The sequence below is a fragment of the Streptomyces sp. NBC_00299 genome, from assembly GCF_036173045.1.
Lineage (GTDB): Bacteria > Actinomycetota > Actinomycetes > Streptomycetales > Streptomycetaceae > Streptomyces > Streptomyces machairae.
Genome location: NZ_CP108039.1, coordinates 222,126 through 237,214, shown reverse-complemented (window position 1 = coordinate 237,214; position 15,089 = coordinate 222,126). Strand labels below are relative to the sequence as shown.

General features: G+C 68.2%; 18 protein-coding genes. 13 read left to right on the top strand and 5 right to left on the bottom strand.

Features of this window, described 5'->3' with window-relative positions; translation table 11 throughout:
- Positions 1–251: 251 nt before the first annotated feature.
- Both OHT51_RS01150 and OHT51_RS01145 read right to left on the bottom strand, forming a co-directional pair.
- A complete protein-coding gene (locus OHT51_RS01150; RefSeq protein ID WP_328876978.1) occupies positions 252–791 on the bottom strand; it encodes a hypothetical protein in 540 nt (179 codons plus the stop codon).
- A gap of 62 nt (positions 792–853) precedes the next feature.
- Positions 854–1,414, bottom strand: coding sequence for a hypothetical protein (locus tag OHT51_RS01145; RefSeq protein ID WP_328876977.1), 561 nt, complete (start codon positions 1,412–1,414; stop codon positions 854–856).
- A gap of 576 nt (positions 1,415–1,990) precedes the next feature.
- Here OHT51_RS01145 and OHT51_RS01140 point away from each other — a divergent pair.
- From OHT51_RS01140 to OHT51_RS01100, 9 genes are all read left to right on the top strand, one after another.
- Positions 1,991–3,100, top strand: a complete 1,110-nt coding sequence (locus OHT51_RS01140; RefSeq protein ID WP_328876976.1) for a YihY/virulence factor BrkB family protein — start codon at positions 1,991–1,993, stop codon at positions 3,098–3,100.
- 5 nt (positions 3,101–3,105) lie between these two features.
- Positions 3,106–3,525: a phage holin family protein gene (locus OHT51_RS01135; protein WP_328876975.1), complete on the top strand. Its 420-nt coding sequence runs from the start codon at positions 3,106–3,108 to the stop codon at positions 3,523–3,525.
- Positions 3,522–3,992, top strand: a complete 471-nt coding sequence (locus OHT51_RS01130; protein ID WP_328876974.1) for a DUF3618 domain-containing protein — start codon at positions 3,522–3,524, stop codon at positions 3,990–3,992. Before OHT51_RS01135 ends, OHT51_RS01130 begins: the two co-directional genes overlap by 4 nt.
- Positions 3,989–4,255: a DUF4235 domain-containing protein gene (locus OHT51_RS01125; RefSeq protein ID WP_328876973.1), complete on the top strand. Its 267-nt coding sequence runs from the start codon at positions 3,989–3,991 to the stop codon at positions 4,253–4,255. The genes OHT51_RS01130 and OHT51_RS01125 overlap by 4 nt, the downstream gene beginning before the upstream one ends.
- 500 nt (positions 4,256–4,755) lie before the next feature.
- Positions 4,756–5,082 carry a plasmid stabilization protein gene (locus OHT51_RS01120; RefSeq protein ID WP_328876972.1) on the top strand — a complete coding sequence of 109 codons (327 nt, stop codon included), beginning with the start codon at positions 4,756–4,758 and terminating at the stop codon, positions 5,080–5,082.
- Between the two features lie 328 nt (positions 5,083–5,410).
- A complete protein-coding gene (locus OHT51_RS01115; protein ID WP_328876971.1) occupies positions 5,411–5,887 on the top strand; it encodes an SRPBCC family protein in 477 nt (158 codons plus the stop codon).
- A gap of 103 nt (positions 5,888–5,990) precedes the next feature.
- A complete protein-coding gene (locus OHT51_RS01110; protein WP_328876970.1) occupies positions 5,991–8,465 on the top strand; it encodes a molybdopterin oxidoreductase family protein in 2,475 nt (824 codons plus the stop codon).
- Positions 8,462–8,953 (top strand): hypothetical protein, encoded by a 492-nt coding sequence (locus tag OHT51_RS01105; protein ID WP_328876969.1) that lies wholly within the window; start codon positions 8,462–8,464, stop codon positions 8,951–8,953. Before OHT51_RS01110 ends, OHT51_RS01105 begins: the two co-directional genes overlap by 4 nt.
- 205 nt (positions 8,954–9,158) lie before the next feature.
- Entirely contained in the window at positions 9,159–9,371 is a 213-nt protein-coding gene (locus OHT51_RS01100; RefSeq protein WP_328876968.1) for a hypothetical protein, read from the top strand.
- 569 nt (positions 9,372–9,940) lie between these two features.
- On the opposite strand, the gene OHT51_RS01095 is transcribed toward OHT51_RS01100, so the two are convergent.
- Positions 9,941–10,381: a DUF6098 family protein gene (locus OHT51_RS01095; protein ID WP_328876967.1), complete on the bottom strand. Its 441-nt coding sequence runs from the start codon at positions 10,379–10,381 to the stop codon at positions 9,941–9,943.
- 457 nt (positions 10,382–10,838) lie between these two features.
- Here OHT51_RS01095 and ctaD point away from each other — a divergent pair, with 457 nt between their 5' ends.
- The gene (gene ctaD, locus OHT51_RS01090) at positions 10,839–12,551 is read left to right on the top strand and encodes an aa3-type cytochrome oxidase subunit I (RefSeq protein ID WP_328876966.1); all 1,713 of its coding nucleotides are present in this window, start codon (positions 10,839–10,841) and stop codon (positions 12,549–12,551) included.
- Positions 12,548–12,922, top strand: a complete 375-nt coding sequence (locus OHT51_RS01085; RefSeq protein ID WP_328876965.1) for a hypothetical protein — start codon at positions 12,548–12,550, stop codon at positions 12,920–12,922. The genes ctaD and OHT51_RS01085 overlap by 4 nt, the downstream gene beginning before the upstream one ends.
- A 102-nt stretch (positions 12,923–13,024) precedes the next feature.
- Here the strand turns inward: OHT51_RS01085 and OHT51_RS01080 are convergent, their stop codons facing one another.
- Together OHT51_RS01080 and OHT51_RS01075 are read right to left on the bottom strand one after the other, a co-directional pair.
- Positions 13,025–13,303, bottom strand: a complete 279-nt coding sequence (locus tag OHT51_RS01080; RefSeq protein ID WP_328876964.1) for a hypothetical protein — start codon at positions 13,301–13,303, stop codon at positions 13,025–13,027.
- A 118-nt stretch (positions 13,304–13,421) separates the two neighbouring features.
- Positions 13,422–13,673 (bottom strand): hypothetical protein, encoded by a 252-nt coding sequence (locus OHT51_RS01075; protein ID WP_328876963.1) that lies wholly within the window; start codon positions 13,671–13,673, stop codon positions 13,422–13,424.
- On the opposite strand from OHT51_RS01075, the gene OHT51_RS01070 reads away from it, so the two are divergent.
- Positions 13,672–14,163: a DUF2243 domain-containing protein gene (locus tag OHT51_RS01070; protein ID WP_328876962.1), complete on the top strand. Its 492-nt coding sequence runs from the start codon at positions 13,672–13,674 to the stop codon at positions 14,161–14,163. The genes OHT51_RS01075 and OHT51_RS01070 overlap by 2 nt on opposite strands.
- Positions 14,073–14,987 carry a cytochrome c oxidase assembly protein gene (locus OHT51_RS01065; RefSeq protein WP_328876961.1) on the top strand — a complete coding sequence of 305 codons (915 nt, stop codon included), beginning with the start codon at positions 14,073–14,075 and terminating at the stop codon, positions 14,985–14,987. The genes OHT51_RS01070 and OHT51_RS01065 overlap by 91 nt, the downstream gene beginning before the upstream one ends.
- Positions 14,988–15,089 lie beyond the last annotated feature (102 nt).

Below are 15,089 nucleotides of genomic sequence, written 5' to 3'. Positions count from 1 at the left end.
CGTCGAAGAAGCCCTGCTGGTCCTTGCCGATCTGGATGACGTACACGATGTCGAACTCCGCGTTCACGAAAGCGTGAGGGCCGCCGGGTGCGTGTCGGGATAGTCACCGCACGGTACGGCGGCCGCCACTTGCTCCTCGGTGACCAGAGAGACGCTTGCTCGAAGTGGCTCGGGGTCGGCAGGATCTGCAGGCGCTCCGCGGGCAGCTGCCCATCCGTCTCCGCGCGGCGCGCCTTGGCCATCGCGTGGTGTCAGGTGGTCAGCAGGCGGTTGAAGAACGCCCGGTAGTGGCGCAGGGCTTGGCGTAGGTCCTCAGTGTTCGCCTGTTCGCCGCGGTTCCACTGTCCTTCGAGTTCTTGTTTGTGGTCGGCGAATGTGGTGGCCAGCTGTTGCATCACGTCGGCGACGAGTGCGTCAGCGGTGTGCACGGCCTCGCGAGGGTCGTCGACGAACTTGTTCTGCACCTCGTGCCAGCGTGCGCGAAAGCCTTCCTCGTCCGTTGGGGTAAGGAGCTGGGGCGCCTCGTCCTCGGTGTGGCCGTCTTGGTTAGTGGCTTGCTGCTGTGTGCGGGAGTCGGCTTGCACCGCCTCGTCCTCCCTGCCCGTGTCGGTGACCGCGGCCTCGTCGTCGGCGGGTCGGCTCGGCGTGTCCGTGCTTTCGCCGGGGAAGGTCGGCACGGCGGTCGGTGCGCTCGCGGCGCTCTCCCGCGTGGACGTTTCGCGAGGTCGGGCGAGGTCGTCGGTAGACAGGCCGCTCGCGGCGGCGGTGTCCGGTGTGTCCTTGCGTTGCATGTCTCCTCCGCTTCCGGAGGCCTGGGGCCTCCCGGACGGGCGGTGGGGCTGTTCCCGAGAGTTCACGCGCGGGCGCGACGGCGGGGTTCGCCACCGTCGGAGAGCAGCTCGTCGAACAGGGCCCTGTAGTGGACCATGGCCCCCCGCAATTGTTCGGTGGTCGCCTCGTGCCGGGTGCTGAGCGCGTCGACATCGTGGGCGGCCCGGTAGTGCTCGAGTGTGCGGCTGTGCTGGACCGAGAGGTCCTTGAGCTGTTGCTCAAAGTCCTCGGTCGGGTAGCCGCGCTCGTGCATCAAGGAGGTCACCAGGCGGTCCGCGTCGTGGACGGCGTCTTCGGGACGGTCTACGAACTCGTCCTGTACGCCGGTCCACTCCCTGGTGTATCGATCCCGGGAGCTGCTGGTCAGCGGCTTGATGTCCAGTGAGTCATGCCGCTTCTCGCGGGCTCTGAGCTCACGCTCGCCGGCTGTGCGGCTGTCGGCATCCTCCATCGTTCGTTCATACTCCGGGCCGAACCGCTCGCGGAGCTTTCGGCGGCGCATGACCATTGAGGCCGCCACGATTGCCACGGCGATCACGACCGCAATGGGAATGATGATCGCCAGAAGTGTCCCTGTTGACATCGCGCAAGCCTCCCAAGTTTGCCCTTTTTAGGACGAATGGCCGTTTCTCTGTCTTTGAAACGCGGTGCGGCGGCGAATCGGTACGGTCAGGCGCACCGGCCGAGCAAGGGGTACGACGCTGGTCGTGGTGTGAGGGGCCGGTCCTCCACACGTCGAGCAGCAGGCGCGACCTTCCGGACTGCGATCGGGGTCTGAGTGCGCGCTGATGGCCCCGGGGGTGCAGCTACTCTTTGGCCAAGGCGGGCGGGTGCTGGTCTGGCACCTGGAGCGATGTCGTGGAAGTCATTTCGACGTGAGTCGGGGAGTCACCTGCGGCTTTCTCTGCATGATCAATGTCGGTGTGAATTGATGTCACTGTGCCGCTGTCTCAGCCCCTCAGCCCCTCAGGGCCGACACGGCGGGCTGATCGTTGTAGGCGCGTCCGCCGTGTGCGCTGAGATGATCACGGCCCCTAGGCAGCGATCTCTGCGTTCGGATGGGGCCTGGCGAACCGGCGGCAGAGGTCGATTTCTCGACCTTGTGACGGTATGCCGCAAATGCGTGTATAGGTGATGCTCGGTCGGATACTCGGGCGCAATGGCACGGACACTGAAACGGCATGTAAGGCACGGCGCGACCGACACGAGGGCCGAGACCGAGCGGGCACCTGAGGCCGGGCCGGACGAGCAGGTGGAGCAGCAGGCGCCGGACACTCCGACGGACCTGCCCAAGCGCTCCTGGATGGCGGTGCTGAAGGGCACCTTGAAGGAGTTCAAGAAGGACGAGCTGACCGACCGGTCCGCAGCGCTCACCTACTACAGCATCCTGGCGTTGTTCCCGGCGCTGCTGGCACTGATCTCGCTGCTCGGGGTCGTCGGGCAGTCGGCGTCACAGCAGGTACTGGACAACATCCAGAACCTGGCCCCGGGGGCGGCGCGGGACGTGCTGACCAGCGCGGTGCAGCAGATGCAGGGCAACGCCGGCCTCGGCTCGGTCATGGCGATCGTGGGTCTGCTGCTCGCGGTGTGGTCGGCCTCCGGCTATGTCGCCGCGTTCATCAGGTCCGCCAACGCGGTGTACGACGTCCCGGAGGGCCGCCCGGTGTGGAAGGTGCTGCCGGTCCGCGTCGGTGTGACCGTGGTGCTGATGGTCATGGCAGTGATCAGCGCGGTGATCGTCGTGTTCACCGGCGGCCTGGCCCGCCAGGTCGGCGACACGCTGGGGGTCGGCGACACGGCGCTCACGGTGTGGTCGATCGCGAAGTGGCCGGTGCTGGTGGTCCTGGTCACGGTCATGATCGCGATCCTGTACTGGGCGACGCCCAACGCGAAGGTGCGCGGCTTCCGCTGGGTCACGCCGGGCAGCTTCCTGGCGCTGGTGATCTGGATGATCGCCTCGGCCGGGTTCGCGTTGTACGTGGCGAATTTCGCTTCGTACAACAAGACCTACGGCACCTTCGCCGGCGTGATCATCTTCCTTGTGTGGCTGTGGATCACGAATCTGGCCATTCTGCTGGGCCTGGAGTGCGATGCCGAGTTGGCCCGCCAGCGCGCCGTCGCGGGCGGTCACCCTGCCGATGACGAGCCGTACGTGCAGCCGCGGGACACCCGCAAGTGGGACGAGGAGGACCACCGGCGTCTTGACTCCTCAGCGGGGGCCGGCGACGGCCCGCCGGACCTGCGGCAAACGCCGAGCAAGGAAAGGTGAACACCATGACAGCACAGGACTCCCACCGAACGGACAGTGGAGCGACGGAACCGGTGGGCGACCTGGTCCAGCGTGCGTCTCAGCAGTTGTCGGAGCTGGTCCGCGACGAGATGCGCCTGGCACAGGCAGAGATGACCGAGAAGGGCAAGCGGTTCGGCAAGGGCGGAGGCCTGTTCGGCGGAGCCGGCCTGATCGGTTTCCTCACTCTGCAGGCACTGGTGGCCACCGTGATCGCCGCGCTGTCACTCGCCATGGACATATGGGTGGCGGCTCTGATCGTCACCGGTGTCTTGGCCGCCGTCACTGCCCTGATGGCTGCTCTGGGCAGGAAGCAGATCAGCAGGGCATCCCCGCCCACTCCCGAACGGACCCTGGACAGCGTCAAGTCCGACGTGGCCGAGATCAAGGAGAAGGCACAGCGATGACCCCGGACAAGCAGCACAAGGGCGATGAAGCAGCCCCTTCCCCCGAGGAACTGCGAGAAAAGGTCGAGGCGACCCGCGAGGAACTCGGCGAGACAGTCGAGGCACTCGCGGCGAAGACCGACGTCCAGACCCGCGCCCACGAGAAGACGACGGCCGTCAAGCAGCAGGTCGCCGACAAGACCACCCAGGCCAAAGCCCAACTCAAGGACAAGGCGACCCACGCCGCTCACGCGATGCAGGACAGGGCTCCGGAACCGGTGCGGGCCAAGGCGGCCGCGGCTACCGAGCAGGTCCGCGACAAGGCCGTGCACGTCGCCGAGCTGGCCCGGGACAAGGCACCGGAACCGGTCCGCGAGAAGGCCGGTCAGGGCATGGAGGCGGCGCGGGCCAAGCGCACCCCCCTGCTCGCCGCCGCCGGCGGGCTCATCGCGCTACTGCTCATCCGACGTGCCAGGAGGCACCGATGAAAGCCTCGAAGATCGCTTACAAGCCTGTAGGCATGGCCATGGGCGCGATCAGTGGCGTCCTGGCTGGCGCAGTGTTCAAGCAGGTCTGGAAGCGGCTCGGGCACGAGGAAGACGCCCCCGACGCCACCGACGAGCACCGCACCTGGCGCGAGGTGGTGTCCGCAGCCGTCCTGCAGGGCGCGATCTTCGCCGGCGTCAAAGCCGCAGTCGACCGCGGCGGCGCCACCGCCACCCGCCGCCTGACCGGCACCTGGCCTGGCTGACCGACCGTAGCGTCCGCACAACCCCGGCCTGGCGAATGCCAACGGTGGCCGGTCAGGACGGGCAAGCGTGCGGGAAGAAGGGCGCTGAACCGCCCTAGGCGTGCGCCACCTCCCGTCGGCCTGCTCCCATTGCGAGCATCGAGGACGAGGGCTGCATGGGTGGGCGACTGGGGGGATACGGTCGGATTGATCTCTGACGCGAATAGGCGCGAATAGGGGTGTCCGCAGATGTCGAATCCGCAGCAGCCGCAGCAGCGGCGCAGTGAGAGGGGTGGGGGCACACCGCAGGAGAGCGGCGAAATCAAAGCACGGGAGACCGAGGCGAAGGGCGGCCGTGCCCACGGAACGGACAAGGGTGACAAGGGCGGTGGGCAAGGCGGAGGCGTGCCTCCGGACCAGCAGCCGGAACACCCGTGACCGGGAAGACGGCCTGTCGCTGCTGAGGCCGGTGAAGACAGCTTCGGCCTCAACAGCAGTCCATATGGGAAGGGAGAAGCATCATGCCGGCCGGATCCAGCTCCAAGCGGGAACGCCAGTACGAGCACGTGAAGAAGAGTGCCGAGGACCGTGGCGAGTCGTCGAAGCGGGCCAAGGAGATTGCCTCGCGGACGGTCAACAAGGAGCGGGCCAGGTCGGGTAAGTCGAAGACTGCCAGCAAGACCTCGACGCGTGATCCGAAGTCGGCGTCGCAGCGGGGTGGGCAGCGCTCGCACAGCGGCGCGGAGGGCCAGACCAAGGACCAGCTGTACAACGAGGCCAAGAAGCGCAACATCCAGGGCCGTTCCTCGATGACCAAGAAGCAGCTGGAGAACGCGCTGGGCCGCTGACCAGATGACGCCCTTGCCACCGGGCGGCTGGGGTGTAGCGGGCGGAGCCTGCGATGGGCCACGGCCCGCTGCCAGTTGCCGCGGTGCGGAGGCCGACGCCCGTCCGGCCCTTCCGGCGCAAAACCGGGATCCGGCACGGGGCACTCCACCGCCCGTTGTCGCAGGATTGCAGTTCACGCGCAGCCGAGAGCCGAGATGTGTCCAGCAGGCGAGGCCGCCGACGAACGATCTTTTACGTCGGATCACCGGCTACCCGGCGCATCGCACACACCGGAGGCCGGCTCGCTCCATGCGGCCGGCCCCGCGAAGAGCGGACCAGGAGGGATCGATGAGCACAGTCAAGGAAACGGTCGACGTGGAGGTCCCGCTCCACAAGGCGTACGACCAGTGGACTCAGTTCGAGGACTTCCCGTCCTTCATGGAGGGCGTCGACGAGGTCAGGCAACTCGACGACCGGCACAACCACTGGACCACCAGCATCGGTGGTGTGCGGCGCGAGTTCGACACGGAGATCGTCGACCAGCTGGCGGACGACCGGATCACCTGGCGGTCCATCGGCGGGGACACTCAACAGCGCGGCTCGGTCCGGTTCGAGCGACTGGACGACACGCACACGCGGGTGGAGCTCACGATGGACGTGGAGCCGACCGGTGTCGCCGAGAAGGGCGCGGACGCGCTGGGCTTGATCGACCGACGGGTCAAGGGAGACCTGCACCGGTTCAAGGAGTACGTGGAGGGCGGCGGCGGCCAGAGCGGTGGCTGGCGCGGACGCATCCGCCCGGAAGACCCCGGCACCAGCCTCTGACACCTGTACTTGCCGGGCGCAGACAGAGCGACCCCGGCCGGGAAGGCCGCCCCGGGGCTGGGTTACACAGCCTGAACCGGTGCGAAAGACAGGGAGGTTGGGGATGCGAGCCGAGGTGGACCGGATCGCGGAGCCCTGGGGCGAGCGCACCCCGTACGGTCCTGACACGCAGTGGCCGGCACGGGTCGACTCGTTCCTGGAGCCCGGAGTGACGGCCGACGGCGTGGAGCGATGGATGCAGACGGCGTCGCTTCTGCACTCCAACGGGGACGCCATGGATCTCGCTGTCGCAGACGGCCGGATCGTCGGGGTGCGCGGCCGTCCGCACGACCGGGTGAACCGCGGTCGGCTCGGGCCGAAGGACCTGTTCGCCTGGCAGGCGAACCACTCCCGGGACCGGCTGACCACTCCGCTGATCCGCGAGGATGGGCGGTTGGTGGCCTGCGACTGGGACACCGCCATGGACCGGATCGTCGACCGGTCCCAGCAACTGCTGCGCGAGCGCGGACCGGGCTCGGTCGGCTTCTACACCAGCGGCCAGCTGTTCCTGGAGGAGTACTACACCCTCGCCGTGATCGCCCGGGCCGGGATCGGCACCAACCATCTGGACGGCAACACTCGTCTGTGCACGGCGACGGCCGCCGAGGCGTTGAAGGAGACCTTCGGCTGCGACGGGCAGCCCGCCACCTACACGGACGTTGACCACGCCGACGTCATCGCCCTCTTCGGGCACAACATGGCCGAGACCCAACCGGTGCTGTGGATGCGCGTCCTGGACCGACTGGCGGGTGGCGAGGCGCCCCGGCTGGTGTGTGTGGACCCGCGCCCGACGCCGGCCGCCCGGCACGCGAGCGTCCACCTCGCCCCTCGCGCCGGCACGAACCTGGCCCTGCTGAACGCCCTGTTGCATGAGATCATCCGTACCGGCCGGATCGACCACGACTTCATCGACGTTCACACTGTGGGCTTCGACGAACTCGCCGCGCACGTCGCCGACTGCACACCGGCCTGGGCCTCCCGGATCTGCGACGTACCGGCCCGCAGGATCACCGAAGCCGCCGAGATCCTCGGCGGCGCCGAACGGCTGCTGTCCACTGTGCTCCAGGGCGTCTACCAGTCCCACCAGGCCGCGGCAGCCGCCTGCCAGGTCAACAATCTCCAGCTGATCCGCGGCATGCTCGGCCGCCCCGGCTGCGGCGTGCTGCAGATGAACGGCCAGCCCACCGCCCAGAACACCCGCGAATGCGGGGCCAACGGCGACCTCCCAGGCTTCCGCAACTGGGAGAACGACACGCACGTGGCCGACCTCGCGCGCGTGTGGAACGTCGAATCGTCCCGCATCCCCCACTACGCACCCCCCACCCCCGCGATGCAGATCTTCCGCTACGCCGAGCAGGGCTCGATCCGGATGCTGTGGATCTCCGGCACCAACCCGGCGGTCTCCCTGCCCGAACTCGACCGCATCCGCTCCATCCTCGGCCAGGAACGGCTGTTCACCGTTGTCCAGGACCTGTATCTCACCGAGACCGCCCAGCTCGCGGACGTCGTCCTGCCCGCCGCGACCTGGGGAGAGAAGACCGGGACGTTCACCAACGCCGACCGCACCGTCCACCTCTCCGACAAAGCGGTCGACCCACCCGGCGACGCGCGCCCGGACCTGGACATCCTGCTCGACTACGCCGGCCGAATGGACTTCCGCGACAAGGACGAGCGCCCGCTCGTCCCCTGGCACGACTCCGAGTCGGCGTTCGAGGCATGGAAGGAGTGCAGCCGCGGTCGGCCCTGCGACTACACCGGCCTGACCTACGAACGGCTGCGGGGGGCCAGCGGCATCCAGTGGCCCTGCACGCGCGAAGCACCCGAGGGCACGGAGCGGCTCTACACCGACGGGATCACCTGGGCCGCCCCCGACACCTGCGAGACGTACGGCAGGGACCTGCTCACCGGCGCGTCCGTGTCCGAGACCGAGTACCGGGCGCTCAACCCCGACGGCAGGGCAGTCCTCAAAGCCGCCGAGTACCTGCCGCCGCACGAGACGACGGACGACGCGTATCCCTTGCAGCTGAACACGGGCCGCACCCTGTACCACTTCCACACGCGCACCAAGACCGGCCGCGCGCCACAACTGAACGCCGCCGCCCCCGAAGTGTGGGTGGAACTCTCGGCCGGAGAGGCGCTGCGGCACGGCGTGGAGGAAGGTGACCTGGTCGAGGTCACCAGCCCGCGCGGATCGGTGCGCGGACGCCTGCGGATCACCGGTATCCGCGACGGCATGGTGTTTTTGCCCTTCCACTACGGCTACTGGGACACCCCGGAAGGCGACCACCCCGGAAAGGACGGCGGCCGGGCGGCGAACGAGACCACCGTCACCGACTGGGACCCGGTCTCCAAACAACCGCTGTTCAAGACCGCCGCCGCGCGTCTGACACTCGTCGAGCGCGCCGAGGGCACCCTCTGCCCGGCACCGACCACCACGGCCTCCGCCCCGGCCGACCCGCGATCCGTTCCGCCCACCACGGGCGGCCCATCGGCCATGGCCCACCAGACCGTCGCATCCACGGAAGGCCACCGGCGATGAACGGCATCCCCACCGTCCTGCGCGCCCTGCACTACGGCGAACGCGCCCTGGAACAAGACCTGCTCTACACCGCCGAACGCCACCCCGCCGAGCACGAGGTCCACCACGTCGCCACCGACCTCGCCCGCTGGTCACACGAGCACGCCGAACGCATCGCCCGCACCGCCGAACCCCACGGACTCCACCTGCCCAACCCCGCCGTGCCGCCGACTGCGTGGCAGCGAACGGAGCGACCCGACCACGCCCTCGAGGAGCCCTCTGAACCCGACCTGAGCTTGCTAAGCGACCTGCGTGCCCTCCATCTCGCCGCCACCGGGAACTCCCTCTACTGGGAGATGCTCGCCCAGGCCGCACAAGCCACCGGCGACAGCCGCCTGCTCAAACTCAGCACCGCCTGTCACCCGCAGACCCTGCGGCAGATGCGCTGGACGAACACCATGATGAAAACCCTCTCCCCGCAACTGCTCTCGAGGGTGAACGGCCCCTGACGAAGCCGGCGGATCGAAGGCGAAGCAGTAGCTCCCGGGCGTGGAAAGTCGGAGTCCACATGCCGTGGGCCCCGGGGGAGGAGAGACCTCCCGGGGCCTGGCGCAAAGGGAGGCCCGTGTCCGCCCGGCTGCTGGACGGCCCGCCTACGCCGGCATGACCATGCGCTTGGGATGCGGGGTCGTGGGCCAGGGGGAGTCTGGTGCCATGTCCGAGCCCCGCGTGATCGTCTACCCGCCGTCCGAGAGCGGTGGCCGCAAGGTGCGCGTCGGAGAAAAGATGCTCGGCACCGCGTATAGCCTCCACGAGCTCACCGTGTTCCTGCAGAACGCCGGCCTGACAGGCTGGGATGAGTTGGATGTCATCGAGTCGGGCCAGATCGAGTGGCACGAGGGCGGGCCAGAGGTGTGGAAGCCCTGACAAAGGGAAAAGGCGAACGGGTCGCCGAAAGCAAGACCAACTTGAGCTGGCCACGGGGCCCCACCCGCGCACGGCTGGGAGGACAACCGTGTGAAGACGGTGATCGGCCGCTACTTCCACCTCACCTACACCCTCCAGGCCGTGGTTGGCCTCCGCCCCAGCGACGCCCGCGGCCTACTGGGATGCGCGTGAGTCCGTTCTCGCCTGCCGCGTGCCCTGTCTCCTGACCGAAGCGGACCCTCGTGCCGCAGTCGGCGCCAGTTCTGTCGACGGTGGCCGATCGCCCGTTGCCGGGGCTACGTAGCTGCCGGTTGCGAGAGTGCCCGGGCAGCGGTCAGTGCCAGGACCGCAGTACGGACCTCATAGGCACCCACCACGTCCCGACACCCCGGCCGTGGCTGCTCAGCGTGGTTTGCCGCGGCCGGAGGCCCGTCCCCCTTATACCCGGATGAGGAACTCATCGCTCCGGTCGTCCTGGGCAGAGCCCGCTGGAGTCAAACGGTCAGCGCTCGAACGGCGCTGTCCCGGTTCAAAGGACTCCGGGGCCTTGTTGCCGTCTGACGATCGTTTCAGCCTCGGCTATCAACTTGCGGGCTGATCCATCCCAGTGGATGCACGTCCGTGACCAGCGGCTCGTCATCGGGGCCTCCGCTGGTCTCCGTGGCCGCCAGCACCCAGGGGCGGGTGCCAGGGTCCCTGACTCGCGGCAGGTGGGAGTAGTCGTACAGCCGCCGGGCGACCCAGACATGCGTGGGCCGGTCACCCCACCAGTCCTCGATGTCGAGCGGGCTCGCGGACAGCCCGGGCAGCGCCACGCCGGTGAGGTCATCGGTGCTCGACGTCTCGGCCAAGTCCTGCTCGGGCCCCAGAGACCAGCGCCCGTAGAGCCCCCGCCGGGCAGCGACGAGGCGGCCACGTCGTGCAAGGACGAGAACGTGGACATTCCTGAGGTGCCTGGTCCTGGTGTGGGGTCTGCCATGCCGACCAAGTCCCCCTCCGGGCGGGCTCATCCGTATAGGCCAGGGCCGCGGCGAGAGGCCGGGCACCCCGTGGTCAGGCCCAGACGGGTTCCGGGACGAGCATCGCTGCTGGTGACCGTGTCCCGGGACTGCGTTCTCTGATGCACAGCGGCGATGCAGGGCCCGTGAGCGTCGTCTGCAAGACGACACCAGGTTCTGATGTCAGCGGGTGCGACCTTGCCGCCCAGCAATTCGGTCAGCCCTTACGGCTCACTTCGCCCTCACGGAAGCCGCGCCTGCCGACCCACCGGATATCCACTCCGACGGATGGTTCCGTCAGCCAGTCAGCCCCAAAACGGGTGCTGAAAAGCGTGGCGTGGGGACGGCAGGACTGAGTTCCGCTGGGCTGGTCGCGCGCAGTCAACACGTTTGGGTCGGCGGGGTGATGCTCCGCCTACCCGGGTGTGCCCATTCATGCGCTGATTGCTGTCTCACGAGCGAGGGACGTATGGCGACGCATACTGAACCGGTTTCTCCGGTGCCGGCGGTGGAGCGCCGCAGTCGGGGCGAGGTGATCGTGACCTGGCTGACCACGACGGATCACAAGAAGATCGGGCACCTGTACTTGATCACGTCGTTCGGGTTCTTCCTGGTCGGCGGCGCGCTGGCGATGGCGATCCGGGCTGAGTTGGCTCGGCCGGGGATGCAGATCCTGTCCAACGAGCAGTACAACCAGGCGTTCACGATGCATGGCACGATCATGCTGCTGTTGTTCGCGACGCCGACGTTCGCCGGGTTCGCCAACGCGGTCATGCCGTTGCAGATCGGTTCCCCGGACGTAGCCTTTCCGCGGTTGAACATGTTCTCGTACTGGTTGTTCCTGTTCGGCGGCCTGATCGTGCTCGGCAGCTTCCTGACCCCTGACGGTGCCGCCGACTTCGGCTGGACGGCCTACACCCCGCTCAGTGGGGGCGAGCGCACCACTCACGTGGGTGGTGACCTGTGGATCATGGGGCTTGCGTTCGCGGGTTTCGGCACGATCCTCGGCGCGGTCAACTTCATCACCACCATCATCTGCATGCGTGCCCCCGGCATGACCATGTTCCGGATGCCGATCTTCACCTGGAACGTGCTGCTTACGTCGGTGCTGGTCCTGTTCGCTTTTCCCGTTCTGGCTGCCGCGCTGTTGGCGCTGGAAGCGGACCGGAAGTTCGGCGCGCACATCTTCGATCCGGAGAATGGGGGAGCAGTCCTGTGGCAGCACTTGTTCTGGTTCTTCGGCCACCCCGAGGTCTACATCCTCGCCCTGCCTTTCTTCGGCGTCGTGACCGAAATCCTCCCGGTCTTCTCCCGCAAGCCGATCTTCGGCTACATGGGGCTGATCGGCGCCACGATTGCCATCACCGGGCTGTCCGTGACGGTGTGGGCGCATCACATGTTCGCGACCGGGGCCGTGCTGTTGCCGTTCTTCTCCTTCATGAGCTTCCTCATTGCCGTGCCGACGGGGGTGAAGTTCTTCAACTGGATCGGCACGATGTGGAAGGGCTCGATCTCGTTCGAGCCGCCCATGCTGTGGGCGGTCGGCTTCCTCGTCACGTTCCTCTTCGGCGGCCTGACCGGCGTCCTGCTCGCCTCACCGCCGCTGGACTTCCACGTCACCGACTCCTACTTCGTGATCGCGCACTTCCACTACGTGCTGTTCGGCACGATCGTCTTCGCGATGTTCGGCGGCTTCAGTTTCTGGTGGCCGAAGATGACCGGCACCATGCTGAACCACCGCCTGGAGAAGATCCACTTCTGGACACTGTTCGTCGGCTTCCACACCACCTTCCTCGTCCAGCACTGGCTCGGCGCGGAGGGCATGCCCCGCCGCTACGCCGATTACCTCGCCGTCGACGGCTTCACCGCTCTCAACACGATCTCCTCCATCGGCTCCTTCCTCCTGGGGCTGTCCACGCTGCCCTTCCTCTACAACGTCTGGAAAACCGCCCACGAAGGCAAACTGGTCGAGGTCGACGACCCCTGGGGGTACGGCCGTTCCTTGGAGTGGGCCACCTCCTGCCCCCCGCCCCGCCACAACTTTGTGGCGCTGCCGCGCATCCGCTCCGAATCCCCCGCCTTCGACCTCCACCACCCCGACGTGGCCAAGCTGGACGAGATGGAGAACGTCGGCAAGCGGGACGTGCTGGACGCCAGTGACCACAAGGGCGAACCGTCATGAAGCCCGACCCACCCGGCACACCCGACAGCGCGGCGAACAGCGCTCTGGCCGACGAAGCCGAGGGCTACCTGCTCGCACACGCCCACCACGACGAGGCGCGCCTCGAGGCCGAAGACCTCTGCTCACGGATGCCGTGGCTGACCGCCGCCCAGGCGGAGGACGTCACACGCCACTACATCCGCCAGCGCATCGACCTCACTCGTCGGATGCTGCTCGGCACAGTCGAACGAGCCGCCCAGTTGCGGCAGGAGTACGAAACCCGGTATGCCGCGCTCCAACGTGCCCTGCTCAAACGCCACGCCGCCGGTGCCTGCGCCGTCCTGGCCTGCGTGGGCGGGGTGGGCGTGCTGGCGTCCCTGCTCAGCCGCTGAATGCCCAGTCGACGGCGACATGGCCTGGCGGCTACCACGCGGCGCAGGCTGGCAGCGGAGGGGAGTGGCAGCGCATCTGCCGGTCGCATGCGGGGGCCGGATTCATCGGCCGTGGGCATTCTTGTGGGCCAACGGGTCGACGTCGGCGTGGAGGCTGGGACGGACGGCGGCCTGGGGTTGTCCGGGTCCCGGTCTGTTGCGGGAGGCCAGAGCGTCGGCGACGGCACCGGTGGCGAAGCCGTAGACGGCCTTGTGTATGAGGTGCACGGCGAGTTCTTTGCGGGGCCAGGTGGGCGGCGGGGCGCCCACGCCGGTGGCGTTCTCAAAGATCTGGTCGTTGGTGAGGCGCACCACGGTGAACCTGGCGGAGGCGGTCGGCACCCCGTAGTCCGGCCTGGGCCATGACCGAGCGCAGCACGCCGAGGAGAGCAGCCTCGCCGCAGTGCATGGCCAAGTATGACCGGCAGCGGTTGCCCGCCCACCTGTTCCGGCATGCTGGTCATCCGCTGCAAGACCTGCGCGGGCCCATGGGAGTCAGGCTGACCAGTGACAGCCTGCTCGACTTCTCGCCGCCGAGGGTCAGCATGACGCCGTCGGCGGCACCGGCGACCAGCCCCTGCCACAGTGCGCGCTTGAGCATGCCCGCCGGGTACCCGGCACCACCCGCGCTCACCCACCCGGTGGGAACGACGGGGCAGGCCCAGGCGAGACGGACAGTCGACGACACGCGGATCGAAAGGCGGATGTGCATGAATGAATCGGACCGGCCGCCCACTGCCTCGGGCACCTGCACCGAACCTCGCAGGTCGATGGCCGTGTGGGCGCTGATCGGTGCGGCGGTGATGGCCGCTGTCGACGAGATCGTCTTCCACCAGATTCTGGGCTGGCACCACTTCTACGACCGGTCCACCACCAGCGTGGGTCTGCTGTCCGACGGGCTGCTGCACAGCGCCGAGTTGCTGGCTCTGGTAGCGGGGTTCTTCCTGCACGCCGACCTGCGCCGACGTCGGGCCCTGGCACCGGCTCACGCGCGGGCAGGGTTCTTCCTGGGCTTGGGGGTTTTCCAACTGTTCGACGGGATCGTGGACCACAAGCTCCTACGCCTGCACCAGATCCGCTACGGCGTTGACGTCACCCCCTACGACTGGGCGTGGAACATCACCGCCCTGGCCCTGCTGCTCGTCGGAATGATCCTGGCCGTACGTGCGGCCCGCCGCGACGGCCGGGGGCCCGCATCGTGAGTCTCGCGCACGTGCACCCGGGGCCGGACACGAACCTGGCCGCATCCGAGCCGCCCGTGGCCGTTGCAGCGCTGCTGGTGGCAGTCGCCTATGCGCTGGCTGCAGGACGTCTTCGGCGCCGCGGGGATGCCTGGCCCTGGTGGCGGGACGTTTCCTTCACCGCCGGCAGCATCGCTATGGCCTGGGCGGCAGTCGGTCGACCGCCGGGAGGGCCCTTCACCGGGCACATGATCCAGCATCTGGTTCTGGGTATGGGCGCCCCGCTGCTGCTCGTTGTGGCACGCCCTCTCACGCTCGCTCTGCGGGCCCTTCCTCCCGGCCGGGTGCGAGGGTCTCTGACGACCCTGATGCACTTGTCTCCCGCGCGCTGGCTTGTCTTCCCTCCGCTGGCGGCACTGCTGGACGTCGGCGGCCTGTGGCTGCTGTACCGCACCGGGCTGTTCGCGGCCATGGCCCACCATCCCCTGCTGCACGCTGTGGCGCACGCCCACCTGCTGGCGGCCGGGCTGCTGTTCACCTTCGCCGTGTGCCAGCTCGATCCGGTGCGTCACCGTTGGAGTGTCGTCGTACGTGGTACCACCTTGTTGGCCGCCGGCGCCGCACACGGCGGGCTGGCCAAGACCCTGCACTCCCTACCACCGCCCGGCACCGATTTCACCACCGCCGACCTGCACAGCGGGGCTCAGTTGATGTACTACGGCGGCGATGCGGCGGGAGCAGCTCTGGCTGTGGTGCTGGGGGTGGGCTGGTCTGCGACTCGCGGACGAACGGATCCGGACCGGTCGTCAGCGCCGTCGGGCCGCGTCACGCTGGGACGTCACTGAAAATCGCGGTGACGCCCGCCAGGAAGGATGTCGGCGGTGGCCCGCCGTACGGCGCCGACGCTGCCACGCGCGCTTCGAGCACGCGGGTCGCGCGGGTGCGGG

Excerpts from the sequence above, each read along its gene's own strand:
- OHT51_RS01150 (WP_328876978.1), bottom strand. The coding sequence starts at position 791 with ATGCAACGCAAGGACACACCGGACACCGCCGCCGCGAGCGGCCTGTCT.
- OHT51_RS01145 (WP_328876977.1), bottom strand. The coding sequence starts at position 1,414 with ATGTCAACAGGGACACTTCTGGCGATCATCATTCCCATTGCGGTCGTG.
- OHT51_RS01140 (WP_328876976.1), top strand. The coding sequence starts at position 1,991 with ATGGCACGGACACTGAAACGGCATGTAAGGCACGGCGCGACCGACACG.
- OHT51_RS01135 (WP_328876975.1), top strand. The coding sequence starts at position 3,106 with ATGACAGCACAGGACTCCCACCGAACGGACAGTGGAGCGACGGAACCG.
- OHT51_RS01130 (WP_328876974.1), top strand. The coding sequence starts at position 3,522 with ATGACCCCGGACAAGCAGCACAAGGGCGATGAAGCAGCCCCTTCCCCC.
- OHT51_RS01125 (WP_328876973.1), top strand. The coding sequence starts at position 3,989 with ATGAAAGCCTCGAAGATCGCTTACAAGCCTGTAGGCATGGCCATGGGC.
- OHT51_RS01120 (WP_328876972.1), top strand. The coding sequence starts at position 4,756 with ATGCCGGCCGGATCCAGCTCCAAGCGGGAACGCCAGTACGAGCACGTG.
- OHT51_RS01115 (WP_328876971.1), top strand. The coding sequence starts at position 5,411 with ATGAGCACAGTCAAGGAAACGGTCGACGTGGAGGTCCCGCTCCACAAG.
- OHT51_RS01110 (WP_328876970.1), top strand. The coding sequence starts at position 5,991 with ATGCGAGCCGAGGTGGACCGGATCGCGGAGCCCTGGGGCGAGCGCACC.
- OHT51_RS01105 (WP_328876969.1), top strand. The coding sequence starts at position 8,462 with ATGAACGGCATCCCCACCGTCCTGCGCGCCCTGCACTACGGCGAACGC.
- OHT51_RS01100 (WP_328876968.1), top strand. The coding sequence starts at position 9,159 with ATGTCCGAGCCCCGCGTGATCGTCTACCCGCCGTCCGAGAGCGGTGGC.
- OHT51_RS01095 (WP_328876967.1), bottom strand. The coding sequence starts at position 10,381 with ATGAGCCCGCCCGGAGGGGGACTTGGTCGGCATGGCAGACCCCACACC.
- ctaD (WP_328876966.1), top strand. The coding sequence starts at position 10,839 with ATGGCGACGCATACTGAACCGGTTTCTCCGGTGCCGGCGGTGGAGCGC.
- OHT51_RS01085 (WP_328876965.1), top strand. The coding sequence starts at position 12,548 with ATGAAGCCCGACCCACCCGGCACACCCGACAGCGCGGCGAACAGCGCT.
- OHT51_RS01070 (WP_328876962.1), top strand. The coding sequence starts at position 13,672 with ATGAATGAATCGGACCGGCCGCCCACTGCCTCGGGCACCTGCACCGAA.
- OHT51_RS01075 (WP_328876963.1), bottom strand. The coding sequence starts at position 13,673 with ATGCACATCCGCCTTTCGATCCGCGTGTCGTCGACTGTCCGTCTCGCC.